Raw genomic sequence first — 24616 nt, 5'->3', positions numbered from 1 at the left:
CCATGGTAGAACTGCCCCGCATATCTGACCAATCACTTATTTGACATCATTGATACCGGTTCCGATATGTCAAACGCATCAATATCCTGCACACCCAAACGGTAGGCGAGCTTGAAGCGCATCACCTGTCCCGGCTGCAATTGCACGCCCTGCGCCAGCAGGGAAAAACAGCGCGCATCGGAATACAAATGGCAGCTGTCCTGGGTGCTGGAAAAACGCAAGACCCGGCCGGACGCAGGGTCGGCAACCCGCGCCGCCTCGCGCAGCTGCCCGCTGCCCGTCCAGTAAAAGTCATGCCGGAATCCCGGTAAATGCACGAGCGCGGGCCAGGCCAGGCGTGTAGCGAGCGGCGCCGGCTGGCGGAAGTCAAACGCGCTGCCCGCCACATCGAGCGGCGAGCCGTCCGCGCAGCCGCCTGGCCAAGGCCGGTAACGGTCGGCGGCCAGGCGCAGCACATGATCGCCCACGGCGGCACGGCCGCCCTGCAGGTTGAACAGGGGCGCGGCAAGCGCAAAACGGGAAAGCGTCTCAGCCGAGGCATCGCAGTCGAGCTGCAGGCTGCCATCGTCATCCAACCGGTAGGTCAGCCGCACCGACAGGCCGTCCTGCAGCAGGCACAACCGCAAGTGGCCGTCTTCCGGCGGCGCGCACTGCCAGCCCGTGGAAGACCGCGCCGCAGGGGGCGCCGCGCCCAGCACATCGGCCAGTCGGCCATAGCGGTCGGGCGCCCACCAGGCCCGCACGCTGGCATCGTGCGCGTCGATGGCCACGCGCATGCCGCGCGCATTGCGCAGCAGATGCATCATGGCGCCTGCCCGGGCGCTGGCGGCGGCCGGCTGCGCTGCTGGAATTCGCGCGGCGTGCAACCGAGTTCGCGCTTGAAGACGGCATGCATGTACTGCGCCGTGGTAAAGCCGCAACGCACGGCCACCTCGGCCACCTGTCCCGGCCCGCGCGCCAGCAAGGTCTTGGCCGCATCGAGCTTGAAATGCAGGATTTCGTCGTGCACGCTGCGTCCCAGCTCGTGGCGGAAATGCGCTTCAAGGGACGAGCGCGACACGCCCACGTAATCGGCCACCTGCTCCGTCTTGATCCCCTGGCAGGCGTACTGGCGGATGAAGTGGCGCGCCTGCATTACCTGCGGATGCTGGAAAGGCTGGTGGCGCGTGGAGGCGAGCACGTTCAGGCCGGCCGGCGGCACGAGGATGCGCGTGCCGGACAGGCGCGCGCCATTCAACATCTGGTGCAGCAGATGCGCGGCCGTGCGGCCCATTTCCTCGGTGCCCTGGATCACGGAACTCAATGGAATGCGCGTGAGCATGCGCGCCAGCGGGTCGTTGTCGATACCGATCAGGGCGACCTGCTCCGGCACGGCGATCCCCGCGTGCATGCACGCTTGCAGCAGCTGGCGCGCACGCGCGTCGCTGACGGCGATGATGCCGACGGGTTTTTCCAGGCTGTTGAGCCAAGCAATCTGCTGCTCCACCGCTTCGTCCCACGAGGGCGCGCTGGTGGCGACGCCACGGTACACGTCGGCGCGCATGTGGTCGCGCTCCATCAAGGTGCAAAACGCCGTCTCGCGCTCCTGCGCCCAGCGGTTGACGTCGGCCTCGGGCAGGCTGAAACAGGCGAAACGCGTCAGGCCCGCTTCCACCAGGTGTTCATAGGCCAGCTTGACGATCTTGAAATTGTCGGTCGCCACGTACGGGATGCCGGCCGGGTAATCCTCGGCGCGCGCATACGAGCCGCCCACGGCCACCACGGGCAGGCGGCTGTGCGCCAGCGCTTCGCAGACGGCGGGATCGTCAAAATCGGCGATGATGCCGTCGCCCTGCCAGCGCTCGATGCCTGGCAGGCGGCAGCGAAAATCCTCTTCCAGGAACAGGTCCCACGACACGCGCGTGGTGTTCAGGTAGGCGGCGATGCCCGCGATGATGTCGCGGTCATAGATCTTATTCCCGTTAAACAGCAGCGCGATCCGGTGCGCGGTCGGCATCTTCATGGTGTCTCCTCCCGTGCCAGATCGTTTCACGGCTATCTACGCCCCGCTCGCGTGCTGACATCGACCCACACGGCGAGGGTGAGGATACTGCCTTTCACGATCATCTGCCAGTAGGTGTCCACGTCCAGCATGGACATGCCGTTATCGAGGCTGGCCATGACCAGCGCGCCAATCAGGGCGCCGTACACGGTGCCCGAGCCGCCGCGCATCGAGGTGCCGCCGATGAAGCAGGCGGCGATGGCATCGAGTTCGCTGAAGGTGCCGGCCGAGGGTGAACCGGCCGCCAGGCGGCCCGTGTTGATCAGGCCAGCCAGTGCGCACATCAGGCCCATGATGCCGAAGATCCACAGCTTGACGGCTTTGACGTTGATGCCGGACAGGCGCGTCGCTTCCATATTGCTGCCGACGGCGTAGATGCGGCGGCCGAACACGGTCTGGCTGGTGATATAGCTGAACAGTCCCAGCAAGGCCAGCAGCAACAGCACGGGCAGCGGGATGCCTTCATAGCCGTTCAGGGTTTGCACAAAGGCATACAGCACGGCGCCGATGACGGCCAGGCGCAAGCCGTCGGCCCAGGCCGCCGTCTGCGGCAAGCCATGCTGCGCACGGCTGGCGCGCGCGCGCCAGGTCAAAAAGGCGGCCAGCAGGAACAGGCCGATGCCCAGCACGATACCGGGCACCGCGGGCAGATAGCCCTGCCCCAGGTAGACCATCGGCTCGGAAACGGGCGCGATCGTGATGCCGCCCGTGATGCCCAGCAGGATGCCGCGGTACGCCAGCATGCCGCCCAGGCCCACGATGAAGGACGGGATGCCGCGGTACGCCGTCAGGTAGCCATTCAGGAGGCCGATCACCAGGCCGCAGCCCAGCACGGCCGCCAGATTCAAGGCCAGCGGCCAGTGCTGCGTGACGTCCAGCACGGCGGCGATGCCGCCGAGTAGCCCCAGCAGGGAACCGATCGACAGGTCGATCTCGCCGGCGATAATCACCAGCACCATGCCGCAGGCGAGGATGCCGGTGACGGACATCTGGCGCAGCAGGTTCGACAGATTGCGCGGCGTGAGGAAACTGCCCTCCGTCTTCCACGAAAAGAAGGCCCAGATCAAGGCGACCGCGATCAGCAGGGCCAGCATCTTGTATTGGGTGAACAGCTGTTTGATACTGTGCGGTTTCATGCTGCGGTTTCCTTGTTTGCGGTGTTGGCGGCGGGTGCCGGGCGCTGGTCCAGCGCCGCCGCCAGCACGGTTTCCTGGCTCAGGCCATCGTTGATAAAGTCGCCGCGCAGGCGGCCTTCGCCCATCACCAGCACGCGGTCGGACACGCCCAGCACTTCGGCCAGTTCCGACGAGACCATGATGATGGCCACGCCCCGGTCGGCCAGGGCCAGCATCAATTTGTAGATTTCATATTTGGCGCCCACGTCCACGCCGCGCGTGGGTTCGTCGAGAATCAGCACGCGCGGGCGCGTCAGCAGCATCTTGGCCAGCACGGCCTTTTGCTGGTTGCCGCCCGACAGGCTCGTAATGGGCAGCGACGGGCTGGCCGCCTTCAGTTCCAGCTGCGCGATCTCGCCACGCACGGCCGTCAATTCCGCCTCGCCATCGATGCGCGTGGCGCGCGCGAATTCCTCCAGCACGGCCAGGGTGATGTTCTGCCCGACGTCGAGGTCGGGCACGATGCCGTGGTGCTTGCGGTCTTCCGGCACCATGGCCAGGCCCATGGCAATGGCTTTTTGCGGCGAGCGGGTATCGATCTTGCGGCCATCGAGCCACACCTCGGCCTGGCATGGCCCCTGGTAGGCGCCGAACAGGGCCGACACGAGCTCCGTGCGCCCCGCCCCCACCAGACCGGCGATGCCGAGGATCTCGCCCTTGCGCAGGGTGAACGACACATCGTCGACCCGCTTGCGCTGCGGGTTGTCGGCATCGATGCACGTCACGTGGCGCGCCTCGAACAGCACTTCGCCGATAGGTGCCGGCTGCACGCGCTGCGGGTACAGCTGGCTCATTTCGCGGCCCACCATCTGCGCGATGATGCGCTCGACGTTCATCTGCGCCATCGGCGTGGTGGCGATATGCTTGCCGTCGCGGATGACGACGATGGTGTCGCAGATGGCCGCGACTTCATCGAGCTTGTGCGAAATGTAGATGCAGGTGACGCCCTTGGCCTTCAACGCGCGCAGGATATCGAGCAGCACGGCGATTTCCGACGCCGTCAGCGACGACGACGGCTCGTCGAGGATCAGCAAGCGCGCATTCTTGTTGAGCGCCTTGGCAATTTCCACCAGTTGCTGGTGGCCGCCGCCGTAATTCATCACGGGCTGCGCCACGTTCAGTTCGGGAATTTTCAGTTCGCGCAGCAGCTCGTCGGCGCGCTTGTACATGGCCGCGTAATGCATGCGCCCGCCGGGCAGGGTCAGCTCGCGGCCCATGAAGATATTCTCGGCCACGGACAGCTGCGGCACCAGCATCAGTTCCTGATGGATGATGATGATGCCCGCGTCTTCCGTGTCGCGAATCGATTGCGCGCGCAAGGGCTGGCCCTCCCACAGGATCTCGCCCTCCCAAGTGCCGTGCGGGTACACGCCGGACAGCACCTTCATCAGGGTCGACTTGCCGGCGCCATTCTCGCCGCACAGGCCGATGCACTCGCCGGCCCGCACCTGCAGGTCGATGCCGTCAAGCGCGCGGACACCGCCAAACTGTTTGACGATGCCTTTCATTTCAAGCAGATATTCAGACATCTGAGCTCACATTCAGTCACCAGGAAGGAGTAGGTCGGGTTAGCGCGCAGCGCGTAACCCGACATCAAGCGGGTGATCAATTACCCAGCTGCGCCTTGGTATAGAAGCCGTCATCGACGAGAATGTTCACATTCGCCTTGGTCAGCGGCGTAGGCTTCAGCAGTACCGTGCTGACCTTTTTCAGGCCGTTGTCATAGCTGGAGTTGTAGGCCGGCTTTTCATTGCGCGCCAGTTGCACGGCCAGCTTGGCCGCTTCGGCAGCGATGGTTTTCAACGGTTTGTAGACCGTCATCGACTGCGTGCCGGCGATCACGCGCTTCACCGCCGCCAGATCGGCATCCTGGCCCGAGACCGGCACCTTGCCGGCCAGCTTTTGCGCAGCCAGGGCCTGGATGGCGCCACCGGCCGTGCCGTCATTGGAGGCGACGATGGCGTCGATCTTGTTGCCGTTGGCCGTCAGCGCGTTTTCCACGATGGACAACGCTTCGGTGGCGCTCCAGTCCTTCACCCACTGCTGGCCGACGATCTTGATATCGCCCTTGTCGATGAACGGTTTGAGTACCTTCATCTGGCCTTCGCGCAGCATCTTGGCGTTGTTGTCGGTCGGCGAGCCGCCCAGCAAATAGTAATTACCCTTCGGCTGCAGCTTGGTCACGCCTTCGGCCTGCATCTCGCCCACTTTCTCGTTGTCGAACGAGATGTACGCGTCGATATCGGCGTTCAGAATCAGGCGGTCATACGACAGCACCTTGATACCGGCCTTTTTCGCTTCCTTGACGGTGTTGTTGAGGACAGTGGCGTTGAACGGCACGATCACCAGCACGTCAACGCCGCGCGAGATCAGGTTTTCGATTTGCGAAATCTGGCGCTGCTCGCTGGCGTCGGCCGATTGCACGAAAACCTTGGCGCCCTGCTTCTCGGCGGCGGCGATGAAGAAATCGCGGTCGCGCGTCCAGCGCTCTACGCGCAGGTCGTCGATAGAGAAGCCGATTTTCGGGTTTTTCGCATCGGCCAGGGCGGCGCTGCTGCTCAATGCCAGCATGGCGGTCATGATGGCTGCACTGATGATCTTGTTCATTGTGTGTCTCCTTGTGGATTTTATTAACTACGTTTTTTCACTACGGGTGTTGCTGCTTCAAAAATCAATGATTGTGGCGTGGCAGGGTCTGTCCCACGGCGCGGTATTTCAGCGCCAGCTCCATGCAGGCGCCCGTTTCCAGCTGGCCCACGCTGGCGCGGTAGATTTCCTGCCACGGCGTGGCGCTGTCGTTGACAGGCGGCGGCAGTTCCTGGGCGCGGCGTGCCAGTTCGTCTGCATCGACCAGCATGTCGCAGCTGCCCCCGTTCAAGTCCACCCGGATGATGTCGCCCGTGCGCAGCAGCGCCAGGCCGCCGCCCACGGCGCTCTCGGGCGAGGCGTTCAGGATCGAGGGACTGTCCGAGGTACCCGACTGGCGCCCGTCACCCAGGGTCGGCAGGTTCAGAATTCCCGCCTTGAGCAAGGCATCGGGCGGCTGCATGTTGACCACTTCGGCCGAACCGGGCCAGCCGACAGGGCCGGCGCCGCGCATGACCAGCATGCAGCTGTCGTCGATATTGAGCGCCGGGTCGTTGATGCGCGCGTGGTAGTCGCTTGAACCGTCAAAGACGATGGCGCGCGCCTCGAACACGCCTTCGCTGCCGGGACGCGACAGGTAGCGCTCGCGGAAAGCGGGCGAGATCACGCTGGTCTTCATGATGGCGAAGTCGAACAGGTTGCCCTGCAAGGCCATGAAACCGGCCTTTTCCTTCAGCGGCGCGGCAAACGGGCGGATCATCTCGCGGTCCGCGCTCTCGCGCCCCGCCAGGTTCGCCGCCATCGTCTGGCCCGTCACCGTCAACCGGTCCGCGTGCAGCAAGCCCGCCTGCTGCAGCTCCCACATCACGGCCGGCACGCCGCCGGCCCGGTGGAAGCGCTCGCCCAGATACTTCCCGGCCGGCTGCATGTTCAACAGCAGCGGCACGTCATAGCCGTGCGCCATCCAGTCGCTCGAGTGCAGTTCCACGCCCGCATGGCGCGCCATGGCCATCAGGTGCGGCTGGGCGTTGGTGGAACCGCCGATGGCCGCGTTGACGATGATGGCGTCCAAAAACGCTGCGCGCGTGAGAATGCTCGACGGGCGCACATCGTCATGCGCCATGCCGACGATGCGGCGCCCCGTTGCATAGGCGATCTGGCCCCGTTCGCGATACGGCGCGGGGATGGCCGAGCAGCCCGTCAGCGACATGCCCAGCGCTTCGGCCAGCGCATTCATGGTCGATGCCGTGCCCATGGTGTTGCAGTGGCCGGCCGACGGCGCCGAGGCGGCCGCGATCTGCAGGAATTTGTCGTTGTCGATCAAGCCGGCGGATAGCTGGCGGCGGCCTTTCCAGATGGCGGCGCCGGAACCGACCAGTTCGCCGTCCATCCAGCCGTCGAGCATGGGGCCACCCGACAGCACGATGGCGGGAATGTCCACCGTAGCGGCGGCCATCAATTGCGCCGGCGTGGTTTTGTCGCAGCCCGTCGTCAGCACCACGGCGTCGATCGGATAGCCGTGCAAAATCTCCACCAGGCCCAGATACGCGAGGTTACGGTCCAGCGCGGCCGTGGGACGACGGCAGTTTTCAAAAATCGGGTGCAGCGGGAATTCCATCGGGATACCGCCCGCATCGCGGATGCCGTCGCGCACGCGCTGGACCAATTCCAGGTGGATACGGTTGCAGGGGCTGATATCGCTGCCGCTTTGCGCGATACCGATGATGGGCCGGCCCGAGCGCAGCTCCTCGGCCGTGATACCGTAGTTCATGAAGCGCTCCAGGTACAGCGCCGTCATGTCGATATGGTCGGGATTGTCGAACCAGTCCTGCGAGCGGAAGCGCCGCGCCTTGGGTTGGGCGGGAATGCTCATGCGCCGTACCAGCCTGCGTCGACGTAGTACTCGCGTCCGGCGCACTTGGCCGCATTGTCCGACGCGAGGAACAGCGCCAGCGCCGCCACGTCTTCCGGCTCCACGCGCAGCTGCAGGCATTGTCCCTGAAGGATCACGGCTTCCGCTTCCGGCGTATGCCACAGCTTTTCCTGGCGCGGCGTGCGCACGGCGCCGGGAATGATGCAGTTGACGCGGATGCCGTCGACACCGAGGTCGCGCGCCAGGCCGCGCGTCAGGCCCTCGATGCCGGCTTTGGCCGTCATGTAGATCGACAGGCGCGCTTGCGCCAGGTGCCAGGAAATCGATCCCAGGTTGAGAATCACGCCGCCGCCCTTGGCGCGCATGGCGGGCGCCACTGCCTGAGCGCAGAAATACTGGTGGCGCAGGTTGACGGCCATGCGCTCGTCCCAGTAGGCGGGCGTGACGTCCTGCAGTTCGTGGCGGTCGTCATTGGCCGCGTTGTTGATGAGGATATCCGTGGTGCCCGCGCTATGCTCGATCTCGGCGAAGGTGGCGGCCAGGGCGGCCAGATCCGTCAGGTCGCAATAGCGGAAAACGGGCGGCTGCGGCAGGTCGGCCAGCTTTTCCTGCAGCACCAGCGACGCCTCGCGGGCGATGTCGAGAAAAGTGACGTGGGCGCCCTGGCGCGCGAACGCCTCGACGATGGCCACGCCGATGCCGGTGCCGCCGCCCGTGATGACGACGCGCTTGCCAGACAGGCTTGGGTAAGTTGCATGCTGCATGGTGTCTCTCTTTTTAAAATAATCGGATCAAAGCAAACCGCGTTTGGCCAGGTTCTGGTACAGCGCGCGCACGCCGAACGTCCAGGGAGTAATCGCATCGCAGCGCTGCACTTCGTTGACCAGCGCGCCCAGCGAAGCGCTGGCAATGGTGACCCGGTCGCCCAGGTGGTGCGTAAAGCCGCCGCCCTGCGCGCCGCGGTCCTTCACGGGCGAGAACATGGTCCCCAGGAACAGCATGAAGCCGTCCGGATACTGGTGGTACTGGCCTGCCGTCTGGCGCACCAGGTCGAGCGGGTCGCGGCTGATCTCGCGCATGAAGCTGGCGCCTTCAAGCACAAAGCCGTCGTCCGCGCCTTCGATCAGCAGCGACACTTCCGCCTGGCGCACGGTGTCGAGCGTGAAGTGTTCGTCAAACAGGCGGATGAAGGGGCCGATGGCGCAGGAGCCGTTGTTGTCCTTGGCCTTGCCCAGCAAGAGGGCGCTGCGCCCTTCGATATCGCGCAGGTTGACGTCGTTGCCCAAGGTCGCCCCCAGCACCTCGCCGCGGCTGTTGACGGCCAGGACGATCTCCGGCTCCGGGTTGTTCCAGGCGGACGAAGGCAGCAAGCCCACCTGCGCGCCGCAGCCCACCGACGACATCGGCTGCGCCTTGGTAAACACTTCCGCATCGGGACCGATACCCACTTCCATGTATTGCGACCAGGCGCCGCGCTGCTGCAGCTGCTGTTTCAGGCGCTGCGCCGCGTCCGAACCCGGTTTCAGGGCGGACAAGTCGCCGCCCAGGGTCGTTTGCAGGGCGGCGCGCAGGCTCGCCGCACGTGCCGCGTCGCCACCGGCCTGTTCTTCGATCACGCGTTCGAGCAGGCTGACGGCGAAAGTCACGCCGCATGCCTTGACGGCCTGCAGATCGCACGGCGCCAGCAGCAGCGGCTCGCCGGCCGGTGCGGCCAGCGCCTGCTCCAGCAGGGCCTGCACGGAGCCAAGCGCGATGCCGGGTGGATGGCGGGCGATATCGAGCGCATCGCTGCGCTCGAACAGCTCGGCCACCGTCGCTACCGTCTGCGTGATGTCGACCACCTCGCCGCCGCGCACGGCGACGACGCAGGGGCCGTCACGCCAGATGCGGCCGATGAGGAGGGCCTGCGCCAGGTCGGCGGGCAACAGGGAGGCGGGTGAAATCGGCTGCATGGCAAGCTTTCAAAGGAGCGTGATGGGAAGGCAATTGGTCAAGTTCGGAGCGATTCTGCGCGCCGCCCTGTGTCGCCGCAATTACGAAAATCACCAAATTGAATGATGATTATTGGTATTGCAGTGCACCAAAAAAAGCCGCCGCCCGGCCCCCGTTCCGGCCCTGCCAGCAGGTGGAAAGCGGTGTCATGGCGCATTGCATCAATTGAGTCATCGATATCGTTTTGGATATCGGCTATGCAAAAAAAGTGATTGGTGAGGGATGGATGGACAAACTAGTATCAGCCGTGGCCTGCAATCGGCCATCCGCACGGAGCCCGCCCACTGGGACGACGGCCCTGGCACATTCAACTATCGAAGACGGTGGAGACCTGAAATGAAAACAACAATGAAAATGCTGACCGCGAGCCTGGCGCTGGCCATCTCCGGCATGGCGGTAATGCCCGTAGCAAGCGCCGCAGACAAGGGCGCGATCGGCATCTCGATGCCGACCAAGTCGTCCATGCGCTGGATCGCCGATGGCGACAACATGGTCAAGGTATTCAAGGAGCGCGGCTACAAGACGGACTTGCAGTTTGCCGACGACGATATCCCGAACCAGCTGGCGCAGGTGGAAAACATGATCACCAAGGGCGCCAAGGTGCTGGTGATCGCCGCCATCGACGGCACCACCTTGTCGAACGTGCTGCAAAAGGCGGCCGACAAGGGCATCAAGGTCATCTCGTATGACCGTTTGATCCGCGGCACGAAAAACATCGATTACTACGCCACCTTCGACAACTTCCAGGTCGGCGTGCTGCAAGCGGGCTATATCGAATCGGCGCTGAAACTCAAGGAAGGCAAAGGCCCGTTCAACATCGAACTGTTCGGCGGCTCGGCCGACGACAACAATGCGCACTTCTTCTACAACGGCGCCCTGTCGGTGCTCAAACCGTACATCGACAGCGGCAAGCTGGTGGTGCGCTCGAAGCAGATGGGCATGGAAAAGGTCGCCACCCTGCGCTGGGATGGCGCCGTGGCGCAAGCCCGCATGGACAACCTGCTCAGCGCCTACTACGGCAATGCGCGCGTCGATGCCGTACTGTCGCCATATGACGGCTTGAGCATCGGCATCCTGTCCTCGCTCAAGGGCGTCGGCTACGGCACGCCGAAACAGCCGTTCCCCGTCGTGACGGGCCAGGATGCGGAAATCCCGTCGGTGAAATCGATCATCCGCGGCGAACAGGCATCGACCGTGTTCAAGGACACGCGCGAACTGGCTAAGGTCACGGCAAACATGGTCGACGCGATGATGAGCGGCAAGACGCCAACCGTCAACGACACCAAGACCTATAACAACGGCGTCAAGGTGGTGCCATCGTACCTGCTCAAACCCGTCACCGTCGACAAGGCGAACTGGAAGCAGGTGCTCGTCACCGGCAGCGGCTACTACACGGAAGCGCAAGTGAAATAAGCAATCAAGGTACTGAAGGCCCGGCGCTGCCGGGCCTTTCGCTTCATGCACGATCAAGAACAAACTGCCGCACGACCGGCGCCGACCAGCGCGGCCGTGCCAGAGAGGTTATATGACGAACACTATCCTGGAAATGCGCGGGATACGCAAAACATTCCCGGGCGTCGTTGCGCTCGACAATGTCAACCTGCAGGTACGCAGCGGCGAGATCCACGCCATCGTCGGCGAAAACGGCGCCGGCAAATCGACCCTGATGAAAGTGCTAAGCGGCGTCTACGGCCATGGCAGCTATACGGGCGACATCGATTACCTGGGCCAGACGCGGCACTTCCGCGGCATCAAGGACAGCGAAGAAATCGGCATCATCATCATCCACCAGGAACTGGCGCTCGTACCCCAGCTGTCGATCGCCGAGAATATCTTCCTCGGCAACGAACCGTCCCGCAGGGGCGTCATCGACTGGGAATACGCGCAAGCGAAAACACGCGAACTGCTGCAGAAAGTCGGCCTGAAAGAGTCCCCGGACACCCTGATCACCAACCTGGGCGTAGGCAAGCAGCAGCTGATCGAGATCGCCAAGGCGCTGTGCAAGGACGTCAAGCTCTTGATCCTCGACGAGCCGACGGCCAGCCTGAACGAAAGCGACAGCGCGGCCCTGCTCGACCTGCTGCTGGGCCTGAAAGCCCAGGGCATCGCCTCGATCCTGATTTCGCACAAGCTCAATGAAATTTCACGGGTCGCCGATGCCATCACGGTGCTGCGCGACGGGAACACGGTCGACAGTTTCGACTGCCGCGCGGAGCCCGTCAGCGAAGACCGCATCATTGAAAAAATGGTCGGGCGCGAAATGGCCGACCGCTATCCGCCGCGCACGCCCACCATCGGCGAGACCATTTTCGAAGTGCGCGACTGGCGCGTGTTCCATCCCGAGCATGCCGACCGCCCCGTCATCAAGGGCATCAACATGCATGCCAAAAAGGGCGAGATCATCGGCATCGCCGGCTTGATGGGCTCGGGGCGCACGGAACTGGCGATGAGCATTTTCGGACGCGCCTACGGCCAGCGCATCAGCGGCACGGTGCTCAAGAATGGCCAGGAGATCGACGTCAGCACCATCGGCAAGGCGATCGCCCATGGCCTCGCGTATGTCACGGAAGACCGCAAGGGCCTGGGCCTGATCCTCGAGGAAGACATCCAGAAGAACACCAGCCTGGCCAACCTGGACGCGATTTCCAAGCGTATGGTGATCGACGAGCAGCGTGAATTCGGCGTGGCCGAGGAGTTCCGCCGCAAGCTCAAGACCCGTTGCTCGAGCGTGGTGCAGAAGGTGGTCAATCTGTCCGGCGGCAACCAGCAGAAAGTGGTGCTGGCGAAGTGGCTGTTTTCGCGCCCCGACATCCTGATCCTCGATGAACCGAGCCGCGGCATCGACGTGGGCGCCAAGTACGAGATCTACAGCATCATCAGCGAGCTGGCCGCCGAAGGCAAATGCATCATCATGATTTCCTCGGAAATGCCGGAATTGCTGGGCATGTGCGACCGGATCTATGTCATGAACGAAGGCCGCTTCGCGGCCGAATTAAGCGCAGCAGAAGCGTCGCAGGAGCGGATCATGCGCGCGATCGTTACACACGGAGAAAACAATGGACAATAAATTGACAGCGGGCGCGCCGGCAGCAGCAGCGCCAGCGGCCGCACCGCAAGCGAAAAGCTATGCCGGCTTTTTGAAGAACAATATGCGCGACTACGGCATGCTGCTCTCGCTGATCGTCATCATGGGCTTTTTCCAGTACATGACCGACGGCACCCTGATGCAGCCGCTGAATCTGACCAACCTGGTGCTGCAAAACAGCTACATCGTCATCATGGCGCTGGGCATGCTGATGGTCATCGTGGCCGGCCATATCGATTTGTCCGTCGGCTCGGTGGTCGGCTTCGTCGGCGCATTGGCGGCCGTCCTGATCGTCAACTACAACATGAATTTTGTCGCCGCCAGCATCATCTGCCTGCTGGCCGGCGCCGTCATCGGCGGCGCGCAAGGCTATTTTGTCGCCTTCTTTAAAATCCCGTCCTTCATCGTCACCCTGGCCGGCATGCTGGTATTCAAGGGCCTGACCCTGGCGCTGCTGGCTGGCCAGTCGGTCGGCCCCTTCCCGGAAGGCTTTCAGATGCTCAGCTCGGGCTTTTTGCCCGATCCGTTCGGCGGCGAAAACCTGCGCGGGCTGTCGCTGCTGCTGGGCGTGATCGCCGCCGCGGCGCTGATCATCACCTCGCTGCGCAGCCGCGCCAAGCAACTGAAACACGGTATGGAAAACGAGCCGCGCGCCTTCTTCCTGCTGAAAAACGCGATCTTCGCCGCCGTAATGGTGTATTTCAGCTACCTGCTGGCGTCGTACCGCGGTTTTCCCAACGTGCTGGCCGTGATGTCGCTGCTCATCGTCGCCTACACCTTCATTACCAACCGCACCGTGCTGGGCCGCCGCGTGTATGCCGTGGGCGGCAACGAGAAGGCGGCGCGCCTGTCCGGCATCAAGACGGAACGGGTCAGCTTCTACACCTTCGTCAACATGGGCATGCTGGCCGCGCTGGCCGGCCTGATCTTCGCGGCGCGCCTGAACACGGCCACGCCGAAGGCGGGTACGGGTTTCGAGCTGGACGTGATCGCCGCCTGCTTCATCGGCGGCGCCTCGGCCTCGGGCGGCGTGGGCAAGGTGATGGGAGCCGTCATCGGCGCCTTCATCATGGGCGTGATGAACAACGGCATGTCCATCATGGGCATCGGCATCGATTACCAGCAGGTGATCAAGGGCCTGGTGCTGCTGGCAGCCGTGTTCATCGACGTCATTAATAAAAATAAATGAGAAGAACAAGGAAGCACAGGTTCGAGCCTTAGGGGGCTCAGGCCGGCGCTTGCGCCGGCCTTTTTCATTTATGTGATCGCCAGCCGCGCAGCGCGATCCCCCCACCACGCCGCCTCTTCAAATACGGAAAAGCCCGACAGATCGGCATGCGCAAACAGAATCGCGCCATCGTGCTCGCGCAGCGCCTTCAAGCCCGCATTGCTGCGAAATCCCGGCAACGGCGCTGCCATGGCGTGGCCGCGCACGGTGATATCGACGCGCTCGACGCAGCTGGCAAAATCGCGTCCATACGCCGTCTTCAAATCGACGCTGGCCAGCGCCAGCAATTCTTCGGGCGTGGCCACGTCTAACCATTTGCGCGCTTCCTGCGGCGTGCGGTCGGACAGGGCCACGTAGGCGCTGAAGACGGTTTTTTCGGGCGGACGCACGCGGATGTCCTGGTGCGTGGAGACGACATAGCCGAGGCCCGGTTCCTGGTACACGACGTTGTCCCAGCATAGCGGCGCATGCGGCAGTTCGTCGGGAAAGCGTTTCAGTAAAAAATTCGCCACCATCCACGGCGCATACGCGGGCGTATCGCGCTTCGCGTCGAAGCCATAGCCGGCGATATTCTTCACTACGCGCGCCGCTACATACAACGGCATGGCGCAGATGGCCTTGCGCGCCTTGACCAGGTAGGTGCGCGGCTGGCCGTCGACCAGTTCCAGGCACAGCGCTTCGACGCCCTGGTCCGTCGTCTGCACGGAAACCACCGTGCCCGCATGACGTTTGACGCCCGACGCCTGCTCCATGGCCGTGGCCACCGGCTGCATGCCGCCCGGCCAGGTCAGCCAGGCGCCATTGCCCGCATTCGCCGCCTGGCCCCAGCGGCTGCAATAGTAGTGCAAGCCGGCCCAGGCCGACACCTGGTCGTAGCGCGTGCCGTAGTCGTCGCGGCAGCAGTAGTTCAGATACCAGTGCAGGGTGGGCGAGGTATAGCCTTCGCGCTCCATCCACTGCTTTAACGTGATGGTGTCGAGCGCCTGCCAGGCCGGGTCTTGCGACGATTCCACGGTAGGAAAAACGAAGACGCGCTTGCCGTCGTTGCCATGCGCCTGGCGCAGGCGCCGCACCTCGGCAAAGAAGCGCTCGTGCTGCGCCAGTTCTTCGGCGGAGATACCTTCGGTGGGAATGAAGCCCTCCTGCCAGTGGCCGTTGAACAGCAGGCGTTCCTCGGGCGCGTGCAGGATGTAGCGCTCGTCGTAGTACGGCTTTTCCGCCTGTGGATCGCGCTGGATAATCCCCAGGTCGAACAGGATTTCGCGCACATGGGTCGATTCGGGCGAAGGCAGCGGCAAATAATGGCCGCCCGTAGGATAGGCCAGGTCGCCGAAGTGGCCGCCCGCCGCGTTGCCATATGGCTGCGGCCCATCGATCATGAGGAAATCCTTGTGCCCCAGCTTGTTCAAGCGCCAGGCCGCCGTCAGGCCGGCGATGCCGGAGCCGAGGATGGCCACGTCTGTGGTGATGGTGGCCGAGGGCGCCGGCAGCGCCGTGCGCTCGCGCAGCAGCTTGCGCAAGTAATGTCCCTCGCTGCGGCCCGGATACAGCACCTTCGGCGTGATTTCCTGCCAGCGCAGGTAGGCGGCGATGCTGCCGATGCCAGCGGCGGCGGCCGCCGTGCCGCCGGCGGCCCACAGCATGAAGGAACGGCGCTGCATCAGCGGATCACCCGGTTCCAGTCCTGCTCGAATTCATGCACGAGCGACTGGGTATTCAGGCGATTCGGCGCCATCGGCAGCGGCTGCATGTCGGGCGGGAAGATGAACATTTCGCGTGTGGTGTCCGCGTTCAGGTAGCGCATGGGCAGGCGGTATTTCGTCGGCGGTGTGTAGTCGAGCTGGGGCGAAGCGAGGATAAAACCCCATTCGCCGAACGAGGGCACGTAGGCGTGATAGGGCCAGGTGCGCATGCCCACTTCACGCAGGGTCGAATTGATGGTCCAGTAGGCGTGCGGGGCAAAGAACGGCGACGTCGATTGCACCACCATCAGGCCCTTGGCCGCCAGGTGCTTTTTCACCAGGTCGTAGAACGGCACCGAATACAGCTTGCCGAGCGCAAAGCTGGACGGGTCGGGGAAATCGACGATGGCCGCGTCGAACATGTCGCCGTTGTTGCGCAGCCAGACGGCGGCATCGGCATTGACGACGGTGACGCGCTTGTCGGAGAACGAATTATTATTTAACTTTGCCAGTTCCGGGCGCGTGGTAAACGCGGCCGTCATGGCGGGGTCGAGGTCGACTACGGTGACGTGTTCAATGTGGGGATAACGGAGGATTTCGCGCAGCGCCAGGCCATCGCCGCCACCCAGCACCAGCACGCGGCGCGCCCACGGCAAGGCTTCCAGCACGGGGTGCACCAGCGCCTCGTGGTAGCGGTATTCGTCGCGCGAGGAAAACTGCAAATTGCCGTTGATGTACAGGCGCGTATCGTCCTTCCAGCGCGTGATCACCAGGCGCTGGTAGGGCGTGGTGGTGGAATACACGATCTGGTCACCGAACAGGCCATGTTCGCCCCAGGCCACCATGCGGTCCGACATGGCAAAGCCGGCGATCAGCAGCAGCATCACGGCGCAGGCGCGCAGCAAACGCCCGGTGAGATTTTTCAGCTCGGCGCGGAACACATAAATGCTCCACAGGCCCACGCCCACGTTGAGCATGCCGAACAGGAAGCCCGTGCGCACCAGACCCAGGTACGGCGACAGCACCAGCGGGAACAGCAGGGAAACGGCCAGCGCGCCCAGGTAATCGAAGGTCAGCACGCGGCTGACCAGCTCGGAAAATTCCGTCTGGCGCGTGTTCAGGGCCCGCATCACCAGCGGCACTTCCATGCCGACCAGTGCGCCGATCAGGAACACCATCACATACAATAAGGTGCGAAATGGCGCGGCCATCCACGAAAAGGTCATGAACAGGATGGCGGCCGACAGGCCGCCGATCAGGCCCACGGCCAATTCGATGTCGACGAAGCGCGAAAGCACGTCGTCATCCTTGACATACTTGGAAAAGTGAGCGCCCACACCCATCGCGAACAGGTAGCAGCCAATGATGGTGGAAAACTGCAGGATGGAGTCGCCAAGCAGGTAGCTGGACATGGCGCCGGCGATCAGCTCATAGGCGAGGCCGCAGGAAGCGACCACGAAGACGGACAAAATCAGAATCTTTTTGTTCATTGGACTTTTTTTGTTCTAATATGCGTTGACGTTATCAAATGCTCATTGCGAGGAATGCCGTGCCCGACATCCTAAACTATCTGATCCACCTTTTACTGGCCGCCGCGCTGCTGATTGTATTTTTTATCATCTACACGCGCGTCACGCCGTATAACGAAGTGCTGCTGATCCGCCAGGGCAACCAGGCGGCGGCCCTGTCGCTAGGCGGCGCCATGCTGGGTTTTTCCGCCACTATCGCCTCGTCCTTGATGCACACGGCCGACTACCAGCAGTTTTTCGCCTGGGCTTTCGGCGCCATGGTGGTGCAATTGCTCGCCTATGTGGTCACCACCCGCCTGCTGCGCATGTCGAAAGACCAGATTGAATCGAACAACAGCGCTTTCGGCGGCCTGCTGGCCGCCATTTCCCTGTCGATCGGCGCCATCAACGCCGCCTGCATTTCCTGACGTTTTACCTCATTCAAGGACACCATCATGAGCCTCGGCAGCTTTATCAAGAAGCAGTTTATCGATGTACTGCAATGGAACGAAGAGACGGAAGGCGTACTGGCCTGGCGCTTCCCCATGCAGGATTTCGAGATACAGAACGGCGCCATCCTGAATGTGCGCGAATCGCAAGTGGCCGTCTTCGTCAATGAAGGCAAGATCGCCGACGTCTTCGGTCCCGGCACGCACAAGCTGACGACGCAGACTTTGCCGCTGCTGACCAACCTGAAAAACTGGGACAAGCTGTTCGATTCGCCGTTCAAGTCGGACGTGTATTACTTCAGCACCCGCGTGCAGACTGGCCGCAAGTGGGGTACGCCGCAGCCGATCACCATCCGCGACAAGGATTTCGACATGATCCGCGTGCGCGCCTTCGGCATGTACTCGTACCGCATCGCCGACGCCCGCACCTTCTTCACCGAGATCAGCGGCACGCGCGATGTCTATACGCGTGACGAGGTGGAAGATCAATTGCGCGGCATTTTGATGTCGAGCATGGCCAGCTCGCTGGGCGGGGCAAATGTCCCCTTCCTCGACATGGCGGCCAACCAGGCGCTGATGGCGCAGGAAGTCAAGGATGGCCTGGCGCAGGCGTTTGCCCGCTATGGCGTGGGCCTCGATGAATTCAACGTGGCCAGCATCAGCCTGCCCGAAGAATTGCAGGCGGCGCTCGACGAGCGCATCTCGGCCGGCATGAAGGGCGGGCTGGGCGCCGACAAGATGAGCGGCTTTACCAAATTCCAGGTGGCCAACGCGATTCCGCTGGCGGCGCAAAACGAGGGCGGCATGGCCGGCATCGGCGCGGGCCTGGGCGCCGGGCTGTCGATTGGCCAGGTGATGGCGCAAAGCATGGGCGGTGCGCTGCAGCAGCCCGCCCCGGCGCCAGCTCCGGCTGCACCACCGGCCCCCGCGGAAGAAGCGATCGAGACGCGTCTGGAAAAACTCAAGGGCTTGCTCGACAAGGGCCTCATTTCGCCGGCCGACTACGACGGCGCCAAGGCTGAACTGCTGAAAAAACTGATCGGCTAAGCGCGACTGCATGCAAACTGTTTCCTGTCCCAGCTGCGGTGCGGAAGTCCACTTCCGCTCGCATGCTTCCGTGCTCGCCGTGTGCGAGTACTGCCACAGCACCATCCTCAAGGACGCCGATTCCGTCAGGGACGTGGGCAAGATGTCGGCCGTCCTGGAAGATTATTCGCCGATCCAGATCGGCACGGCCGGCGTGCACGATGGCGTGCACTTCACGGTCGTCGGCCGCATCCAGCAGCGCTACAGCGCCGGCACGTGGAACGAGTGGTATCTGCTGTTCGACGACGCCAGCACGGCGTGGCTGGGCGACTCGTCCGGCCTGTACACGCTGACGCGCGAGCGCAGCACGCAAGACGCCCTGCCCGTCTTTGGCGAGCTGGCGCCGGGCAAGCGCTATACGATCTGCGGCGAGCCGTACACGGCGGCCGAGATCCGCAGCGCCGAATGCATCGCCGGCCAGGGCGAATTGCCGTTCAAGGTGGGCGCCGGCTGGCGCATCCAGGTGGCGGACTTCCGCAACTACGCCAGCTTTGTCACGCTCGACTACACGGATGGCCCGCATCCCGTCGTCTACCAGGGCGTCGCCGTCACCCTGGATGGTTTGCAGTGCCAGCTGCTGCGCGACGACGACGCCATCGCCAAGAGCGCCGGCAAATACCGCGGCAAGCTCGACGCGCTCGACTGCCCGTCCTGCGGCAGCGGCATCAAGTACGTACCTGGCGCGGCGGCGCAACTCGTGTGCCCCGCCTGCCACGCGCAGCTCGACGCCAGCGGCCCGGAAGCGCAGGTGCTGGCCATCGGCAAGCAGGTGCACGACAACGCCGACATCACGCTGGAACTGGGCGCCAGCGCGAAGGTCAGCAATGTCGATTTCACGGTGATCGGCATGATGCGCCGCGCCGACGACGAGGGCAGCGAGTGGAACGAATACCTGCTGTACAACGCGCGCGCCGGCTTCTTCTGGCTGGTGGAGACGGACGATGGCTGGTCGCGCTCGAACGTGCTGCCGAACTGGCCCAACTGGGCGTCGCTGGACGCCGATACCTGCACGCTCGATGGCGCCACCTACCGCAAACTGTATGACTACGGCTCGCAGGTCGTGTACGCGGCCGGTGCCTTCAACTGGAAAGTGGCCGTCGGCGACAGCACGCATGTCCATGAATTCGAGCAGGGACAGACCAAACTGGCGGCGGAGCTCACCGGCGAGGAAATGACGTGGTCGCGCTCCGTGCCCGTCGCCTATGACCAGATGGCCGCCTGGTTCGGCGCCGCCTTCCATGGTGGTACCAAAGCGCAGAATATCCAGCTGAGCCATCGCGGCATCGCCAAGGTCTTCATCGTCATCGTGCTGGTCCTGAATGCGATCCCCATGTTTGTCTCGTTCTCCAGCACCTTGATGTGGAGTTTGCTTGGCTGCCTGGCGCTGTTCCTGCCCGCCGCTTTTCTCGACAAGAATGCAAAGAATCCCCCATGAGTAAATACGTGATCTATGCCCTGATGGTGACCTTCAGTGTCACGGCCGCCAACTGGGTGCGCATGTTCAAGGTAGCCGGCAGCAGCAGCGGCAGCAGCTGGAGTTCGCGCACGGGCAGCGGCGGCGGCAGCTATGGTGGCGGCTCCAGCGGCGGCAGCCACAAGTAAGCATGGCAGCCACACCGCATCTGCCCCTGGGCACCCATTTACTGGCCGATTTGTCTGGCATCGCGCCGGAACGCCTGCGCGAGAGCGCGGCGCTCGAGCGTCTGCTGCGCGAGGCGGCCGTCGCAGCCGGCGCGCAAGTACTGCACAGCCATTTCCACAGCTTTGGCGCCGGCCAGGGCGTCACCGGCGTGGTGCTGCTGGCCGAATCGCACATCTCCATCCACACCTGGCCGGAATGCGGCTTTGCCGCCGTCGATATCTTCATGTGCGGCGCGGCGCAGCCGCAGCTGGCGCTGGACGCCATCAAGGACGCGCTGCAGGCGGCGCACTGCCAGCTGCAATCGGTGCGGCGCGCGCCACCCGGGCATTCCTAGCGTCGCTGGTGGATCGCGGAGGGATCGCTTACACTGTCGGCTCATATCCCAACCGTGACTCCCATGCACCGTTCCGCCCTCCTCGCCCTGCCCCTGCTGCTGCTGGTCTCCGCCTGCAACGACTACACGGCGCCCAGCCTGTACCAGGCCACCACGCCCGAGTGCAAGATGTGGACGGAGGGTTCGCGCTTCGAACTGCCGCGCGGTATCAGCGTGTATGCCACGCCACCCGTCACCTTGAAGGAAGGCGGCACGGAGCTGGCGCTGATTTTTACGCTTCCCATCGGCACGCAAGCCAGTTTTACGCGCCTGTCCTTCCTGCTGGAAGAACCACACAAACAGCCATTTGCCGAAGCCAAGGTGCTGACCATCTACCAGCGCGGCATGAACCGCAAGGCGGAAATCGTCGACGTCATCGAGCAGCTGCCCATCATGTTTTCCGCCGTCGGTTCGAGCGCCGAAACCCAGTGGCGCTTGCGCCTGCAACTGCCGCGCCAGCTGCCGCAGCGCTTTGACCTGTCGATGCCCGACATGCTCGTCGCCGGCAAGCGCTACCCGGTGCGCACGTTTACCTACCGCTACTTCCCCGAGCGCCAGGCTTACGGCATGTGCAGCTGAGCCACACGCTCCATTGACGGCGGCGCGCGCCGCTGGCACACTGGCGTTTTTCACCATACAACAGGAGTCAACAACATGCGCCATTCGGATACTGCCGTGCTGTCGGCTGCCTGATCACTGTTTTCCACTGCTAAGCCTTTTTAGCTCGCACTTCCCATACGCGTGATCGCGTAGCCGACTTCCCTTTCTTTCGTGCCAGTCATAGCGACTGGCGGTGCCTGCTCGCGCAGGCTACACGTCCGCACGCGGACGACAGAATCTGGAATCACGCTACCATGATCGCATTCGATTTCGCGCAACTACGCCTTATCGGGCTGCAGCAGGCCATCGCCAGCGCAGCCACCCAACTCGACCTCTCTTGCCCTGCCGCACAACTGCTGCGCGTGAGCGCCGTACACCGCGACAGCATCGGCGTGCACGACGGCATCCGGGAACACCCGGCGCACATCGTGCCGCGCCTGCTGCACGAGCTGTTGGCCCAGGACACCGTCCTCACGGTGGGTGACTGGATCGCCGCCGAACCCGATGCGCACGGCACGCTGTGGATAACGGCGCACTTATCCCCGGTCACGCAAATCGCCCGGCGCGGCAATGACGGCCGGCGGCAAGTGCTCGCCAGCAATGTCGATACGGCCCTGCTGGTGATGGGACTCGATGGGGATTTCAACCCGCGCCGCCTGGAACGCTACCTGGCCATCGTGCTGGCGGCCCAGGTCAGCCCCGTGGTGGTGCTGAGCAAGGCCGACGTGGCCGAGGACGTGGCTGGCAAGCTGGCGCAGCTCAAACAGCGCCTGCCGCCTCACGTGCCCCTGTTTGCCATCGATACGCGCCATGCGTATGACGTGGCCATCCTGGAACCCTGGCTGGATGCTGGCCAGACCCTGGTGCTGCTCGGCTCATCGGGCGCCGGCAAGTCCAGCCTGACCAACACCTTGTCAGCGGCGCAGCAAACGACCAATGGCGTGCGCCATGGCGACGGCCGTGGCCGGCACACGACGACGGCGCGCTCGCTGCACCTGTGCGCCAGCGGCGCCTGCATCATCGATACGCCGGGGCTGCGCAGCTGGCGCGCGGACGCCGACGCGCAGACCCTGGCGGCCACCTTCGACGACATCGCGGCGCTGGCGGCGACATGCCAGTTCCGCGATTGCCGGCATGCCAGCGAGCCTGGTTGCGCCGTGCGCGGCGCCGTCGATGCGGACCGCTTGCGCAATTATCACAAGCTGCTGCGCGATGCGCACCGCAGCGAGGAAACGCCGCTCGAGCGCATTGCCGCGCGCGCCAAGTGGAAGACGGTATTAAAGGCAGGAATGGAAAGGGGAAAGGACAAGCGCCGCTGATTTTTACTGAAATTCGTTTGCTGAAAAAAAAGGCAGCCCGAAGGCTGCCTTTCTTGTGCGGCGCAGATTGAAATTAAATCTTGCGCAGCTTCTGGATCGCTGCCAGCTGCGCAATAGCGCTGGCCAGCTCGGCTTGCGCTTGCGCGTAGTCGATGCCCGAATCCTTGTTGTGGATATTTTCTTCCGCCAACTTCTTCGCTTCCAGCGCTTTCGCTTCGTCCAGGTCGTGACCGCGGATCGCGGTATCGGCCAGGACGGTCACGGTATCCGGTTGCACTTCCAGCAGGCCGCCGGCAACGAAGACGAACTCTTCTTCAGCCTGGCCGACTACCTTGATGCGGACCGCGCCCGGACGGATGCGGGTAATCAAAGGCGTGTGGCGTGGGTAGATACCCAGCTCGCCCTGTTCACCCGGCAACGCGACGAATTCTGCTTCGCCTGAAAAAATCAGTTCTTCAGCGGAAACCACGTCAACGTGAATTGTGTGTGCCATGTGTGTCCTATCGGGTTGAAGAACCCCGCCTTGTAAGGGGCAGGGTTAGGCCCAGACTTAACTTAGTTAAGTTTCTTGGCTTTTTCGATTGCTTCTTCGATCGTGCCGACCATGTAGAACGCTTGTTCCGGCAGGTGATCGAGTTCGCCCGAAGCGATCATTTTGAAGCCCTTGATCGTGTCTTTGAGCGAAACGTATTTACCAGGCGCGCCGGTAAAGACTTCAGCGACGTGGAAAGGCTGCGACAGGAAACGCTGCATCTTACGTGCGCGGGCAACCAGCAGTTTGTCTTCCGGTGCCAGCTCGTCCATACCCAGAATCGCGATAATGTCGCGCAATTCCTTGTAGCGTTGCAGGGTCGTTTGCACGGCACGCGCGGTGTCATAGTGCTCTTGACCAACGATCAACGGATCGAGCTGACGCGAGGTCGAATCCAGTGGGTCCACGGCTGGGTAGATACCCAGGGAAGCGATGTCACGCGACAGCGCAACGGTCGAATCCAAGTGAGCAAACGTGGTAGCAGGCGACGGATCGGTGTAATCATCGGCTGGAACGTAGACGGCCTGGATCGAGGTGATCGAACCGGTCTTGGTCGACGTGATACGCTCTTGCAGACGGCCCATTTCTTCAGCCAGGGTCGGTTGGTAACCCACAGCCGACGGCATACGGCCCAGCAGTGCCGATACTTCGGTACCTGCCAGCGTGAAGCGGTAGATGTTGTCGACGAAGAACAGAACGTCCTTGCCTTCATCACGGAACGATTCAGCGATCGTCAGGCCGGTCAGCGCAACGCGCAGACGGTTACCTGGCGGTTCATTCATCTGACCGTAGACCATCGCCACTTTGGAGTTCTCCGGGTTTTCCAGATCGACCACTTTCGCGTCAGCCATCTCGTGGTAGAAGTCGTTACCTTCACGAGTACGCTCACCAACACCGGCGAACACGGACACGCCGCTGTGCGCTTTAGCGATGTTGTTAATCAGTTCCATCATGTTGACGGTCTTGCCTACGCCAGCGCCGCCGAACAGACCAACTTTACCGCCTTTTGCAAACGGGCAAACCAGGTCGATCACCTTGATGCCGGTTTCCAGCAGTTCTTGCGATGGCGACAGTTCGTCGTATGCAGGAGCGGTGCGGTGGATCGATGCGACTTGCTCGTGCGACACTGGGCCGCATTCGTCGATCGGGTTGCCCAGCACGTCCATGATGCGACCCAGAGTTGCTTTACCGACTGGCACCATGATAGGTTTGCCGGTGTTCTGGATCATCATGCCGCGACGCAGGCCATCGGACGAGCCGAGTGCAATGGTACGGACAATGCCGTCGCCCAACTGCTGTTGTACTTCCAGGGTCAGTTCCGAGCCTGCCATCTTCAAGGCATCAAATACCTTAGGCATCGCGTTGCGGGGAAACTCAACGTCCACCACAGCGCCGATACACTGAACGATTTTGCCATCAGCCATGTTCGTTCCTTCAATATAGTT

22 protein-coding genes are annotated in these 24616 nt (G+C 63.1%); 10 read left to right on the top strand and 12 right to left on the bottom strand.

Going from position 1 to position 24616, the window contains the following annotated elements:
- Positions 1 to 32 precede the first annotated feature (32 nt).
- The 8 genes from SJI03_RS05860 to SJI03_RS05825 form a co-directional block, all read right to left on the bottom strand.
- Positions 33 to 806: a hypothetical protein gene (locus SJI03_RS05860; protein WP_322426548.1), complete on the bottom strand. Its 774-nt coding sequence runs from the start codon at positions 804 to 806 to the stop codon at positions 33 to 35.
- Entirely contained in the window at positions 803 to 2002 is a 1200-nt protein-coding gene (locus SJI03_RS05855; protein ID WP_322426547.1) for a DNA-binding transcriptional regulator, read from the bottom strand. The genes SJI03_RS05860 and SJI03_RS05855 overlap by 4 nt, the downstream gene beginning before the upstream one ends.
- Before the next feature lie 32 nt (positions 2003 to 2034).
- Positions 2035 to 3177 carry a sugar ABC transporter permease gene (locus tag SJI03_RS05850; RefSeq protein WP_099377723.1) on the bottom strand — a complete coding sequence of 381 codons (1143 nt, stop codon included), beginning with the start codon at positions 3175 to 3177 and terminating at the stop codon, positions 2035 to 2037.
- Positions 3174 to 4745 carry a D-xylose ABC transporter ATP-binding protein gene (xylG, locus tag SJI03_RS05845; protein WP_322426546.1) on the bottom strand — a complete coding sequence of 524 codons (1572 nt, stop codon included), beginning with the start codon at positions 4743 to 4745 and terminating at the stop codon, positions 3174 to 3176. Before xylG ends, SJI03_RS05850 begins: the two co-directional genes overlap by 4 nt.
- Positions 4746 to 4821: 76 nt before the next feature.
- A complete protein-coding gene (gene xylF, locus SJI03_RS05840; protein WP_099377905.1) occupies positions 4822 to 5796 on the bottom strand; it encodes a D-xylose ABC transporter substrate-binding protein in 975 nt (324 codons plus the stop codon).
- A gap of 91 nt (positions 5797 to 5887) precedes the next feature.
- Positions 5888 to 7675 carry an IlvD/Edd family dehydratase gene (locus SJI03_RS05835; protein WP_322426545.1) on the bottom strand — a complete coding sequence of 596 codons (1788 nt, stop codon included), beginning with the start codon at positions 7673 to 7675 and terminating at the stop codon, positions 5888 to 5890.
- On the bottom strand, positions 7672 to 8439 hold the full coding sequence (locus tag SJI03_RS05830; RefSeq protein WP_322426544.1) for an SDR family oxidoreductase: 768 nt from the start codon (positions 8437 to 8439) through the stop codon (positions 7672 to 7674). The genes SJI03_RS05835 and SJI03_RS05830 overlap by 4 nt, the downstream gene beginning before the upstream one ends.
- A 27-nt stretch (positions 8440 to 8466) precedes the next feature.
- Positions 8467 to 9627 carry a fumarylacetoacetate hydrolase family protein gene (locus tag SJI03_RS05825; RefSeq protein ID WP_322426543.1) on the bottom strand — a complete coding sequence of 387 codons (1161 nt, stop codon included), beginning with the start codon at positions 9625 to 9627 and terminating at the stop codon, positions 8467 to 8469.
- Between the two features lie 430 nt (positions 9628 to 10057).
- On the opposite strand from SJI03_RS05825, the gene chvE reads away from it, so the two are divergent.
- From chvE to mmsB, 3 genes are all read left to right on the top strand, one after another.
- The gene (chvE, locus tag SJI03_RS05820; RefSeq protein ID WP_223278970.1) at positions 10058 to 11080 is read left to right on the top strand and encodes a multiple monosaccharide ABC transporter substrate-binding protein; all 1023 of its coding nucleotides are present in this window, start codon (positions 10058 to 10060) and stop codon (positions 11078 to 11080) included.
- 112 nt (positions 11081 to 11192) lie between these two features.
- On the top strand, positions 11193 to 12734 hold the full coding sequence (gene mmsA, locus SJI03_RS05815; RefSeq protein ID WP_322426542.1) for a multiple monosaccharide ABC transporter ATP-binding protein: 1542 nt from the start codon (positions 11193 to 11195) through the stop codon (positions 12732 to 12734).
- A complete protein-coding gene (gene mmsB / locus SJI03_RS05810; RefSeq protein ID WP_099377717.1) occupies positions 12724 to 13941 on the top strand; it encodes a multiple monosaccharide ABC transporter permease in 1218 nt (405 codons plus the stop codon). Before mmsA ends, mmsB begins: the two co-directional genes overlap by 11 nt.
- A gap of 68 nt (positions 13942 to 14009) precedes the next feature.
- Here mmsB and SJI03_RS05805 read toward each other — a convergent pair whose 3' ends face one another.
- Positions 14010 to 15641 (bottom strand): NAD(P)-binding protein, encoded by a 1632-nt coding sequence (locus tag SJI03_RS05805; RefSeq protein WP_322426541.1) that lies wholly within the window; start codon positions 15639 to 15641, stop codon positions 14010 to 14012.
- Positions 15641 to 17152 carry a polyamine aminopropyltransferase gene (locus tag SJI03_RS05800; protein WP_322426540.1) on the bottom strand — a complete coding sequence of 504 codons (1512 nt, stop codon included), beginning with the start codon at positions 17150 to 17152 and terminating at the stop codon, positions 15641 to 15643. The genes SJI03_RS05805 and SJI03_RS05800 overlap by 1 nt, the downstream gene beginning before the upstream one ends.
- Before the next feature lie 59 nt (positions 17153 to 17211).
- Between SJI03_RS05800 and SJI03_RS05795 the strand changes: the two genes are divergently transcribed.
- The 7 genes from SJI03_RS05795 (at position 17212) to rsgA (ending at position 22639) form a co-directional block, all read left to right on the top strand.
- On the top strand, positions 17212 to 17598 hold the full coding sequence (locus SJI03_RS05795) for a DUF350 domain-containing protein (RefSeq protein WP_322426539.1): 387 nt from the start codon (positions 17212 to 17214) through the stop codon (positions 17596 to 17598).
- Between the two features lie 27 nt (positions 17599 to 17625).
- Positions 17626 to 18666: an SPFH domain-containing protein gene (locus SJI03_RS05790; protein WP_322426538.1), complete on the top strand. Its 1041-nt coding sequence runs from the start codon at positions 17626 to 17628 to the stop codon at positions 18664 to 18666.
- A 10-nt stretch (positions 18667 to 18676) separates the two neighbouring features.
- Positions 18677 to 20140 (top strand): DUF4178 domain-containing protein, encoded by a 1464-nt coding sequence (locus SJI03_RS05785; protein ID WP_322426537.1) that lies wholly within the window; start codon positions 18677 to 18679, stop codon positions 20138 to 20140.
- The gene (locus SJI03_RS05780; RefSeq protein ID WP_157814714.1) at positions 20137 to 20307 is read left to right on the top strand and encodes a hypothetical protein; all 171 of its coding nucleotides are present in this window, start codon (positions 20137 to 20139) and stop codon (positions 20305 to 20307) included. The genes SJI03_RS05785 and SJI03_RS05780 overlap by 4 nt, the downstream gene beginning before the upstream one ends.
- 2 nt (positions 20308 to 20309) lie before the next feature.
- A complete protein-coding gene (gene speD / locus SJI03_RS05775) occupies positions 20310 to 20681 on the top strand; it encodes an adenosylmethionine decarboxylase (RefSeq protein WP_322426536.1) in 372 nt (123 codons plus the stop codon).
- A gap of 63 nt (positions 20682 to 20744) precedes the next feature.
- Positions 20745 to 21299: a hypothetical protein gene (locus SJI03_RS05770; protein ID WP_322426535.1), complete on the top strand. Its 555-nt coding sequence runs from the start codon at positions 20745 to 20747 to the stop codon at positions 21297 to 21299.
- A gap of 275 nt (positions 21300 to 21574) precedes the next feature.
- The gene (gene rsgA / locus SJI03_RS05765) at positions 21575 to 22639 is read left to right on the top strand and encodes a ribosome small subunit-dependent GTPase A (protein WP_322426534.1); all 1065 of its coding nucleotides are present in this window, start codon (positions 21575 to 21577) and stop codon (positions 22637 to 22639) included.
- Positions 22640 to 22712: 73 nt separating this feature from the next.
- Here the strand turns inward: rsgA and SJI03_RS05760 are convergent, their stop codons facing one another.
- Entirely contained in the window at positions 22713 to 23132 is a 420-nt protein-coding gene (locus SJI03_RS05760; RefSeq protein WP_058050961.1) for a F0F1 ATP synthase subunit epsilon, read from the bottom strand.
- 62 nt (positions 23133 to 23194) lie between these two features.
- Positions 23195 to 24595 carry a F0F1 ATP synthase subunit beta gene (gene atpD, locus SJI03_RS05755; protein ID WP_010393778.1) on the bottom strand — a complete coding sequence of 467 codons (1401 nt, stop codon included), beginning with the start codon at positions 24593 to 24595 and terminating at the stop codon, positions 23195 to 23197.
- Positions 24596 to 24616: the final 21 nt, after the last annotated feature.

This window comes from Janthinobacterium sp. GMG1 (assembly GCF_034427795.1).
Taxonomy (GTDB): Bacteria; Pseudomonadota; Gammaproteobacteria; order Burkholderiales; family Burkholderiaceae_D; genus Janthinobacterium.
The sequence above is the reverse complement of the archived record's forward strand: the minus strand, read 5'-3'. Positions and strand labels throughout refer to the sequence as shown.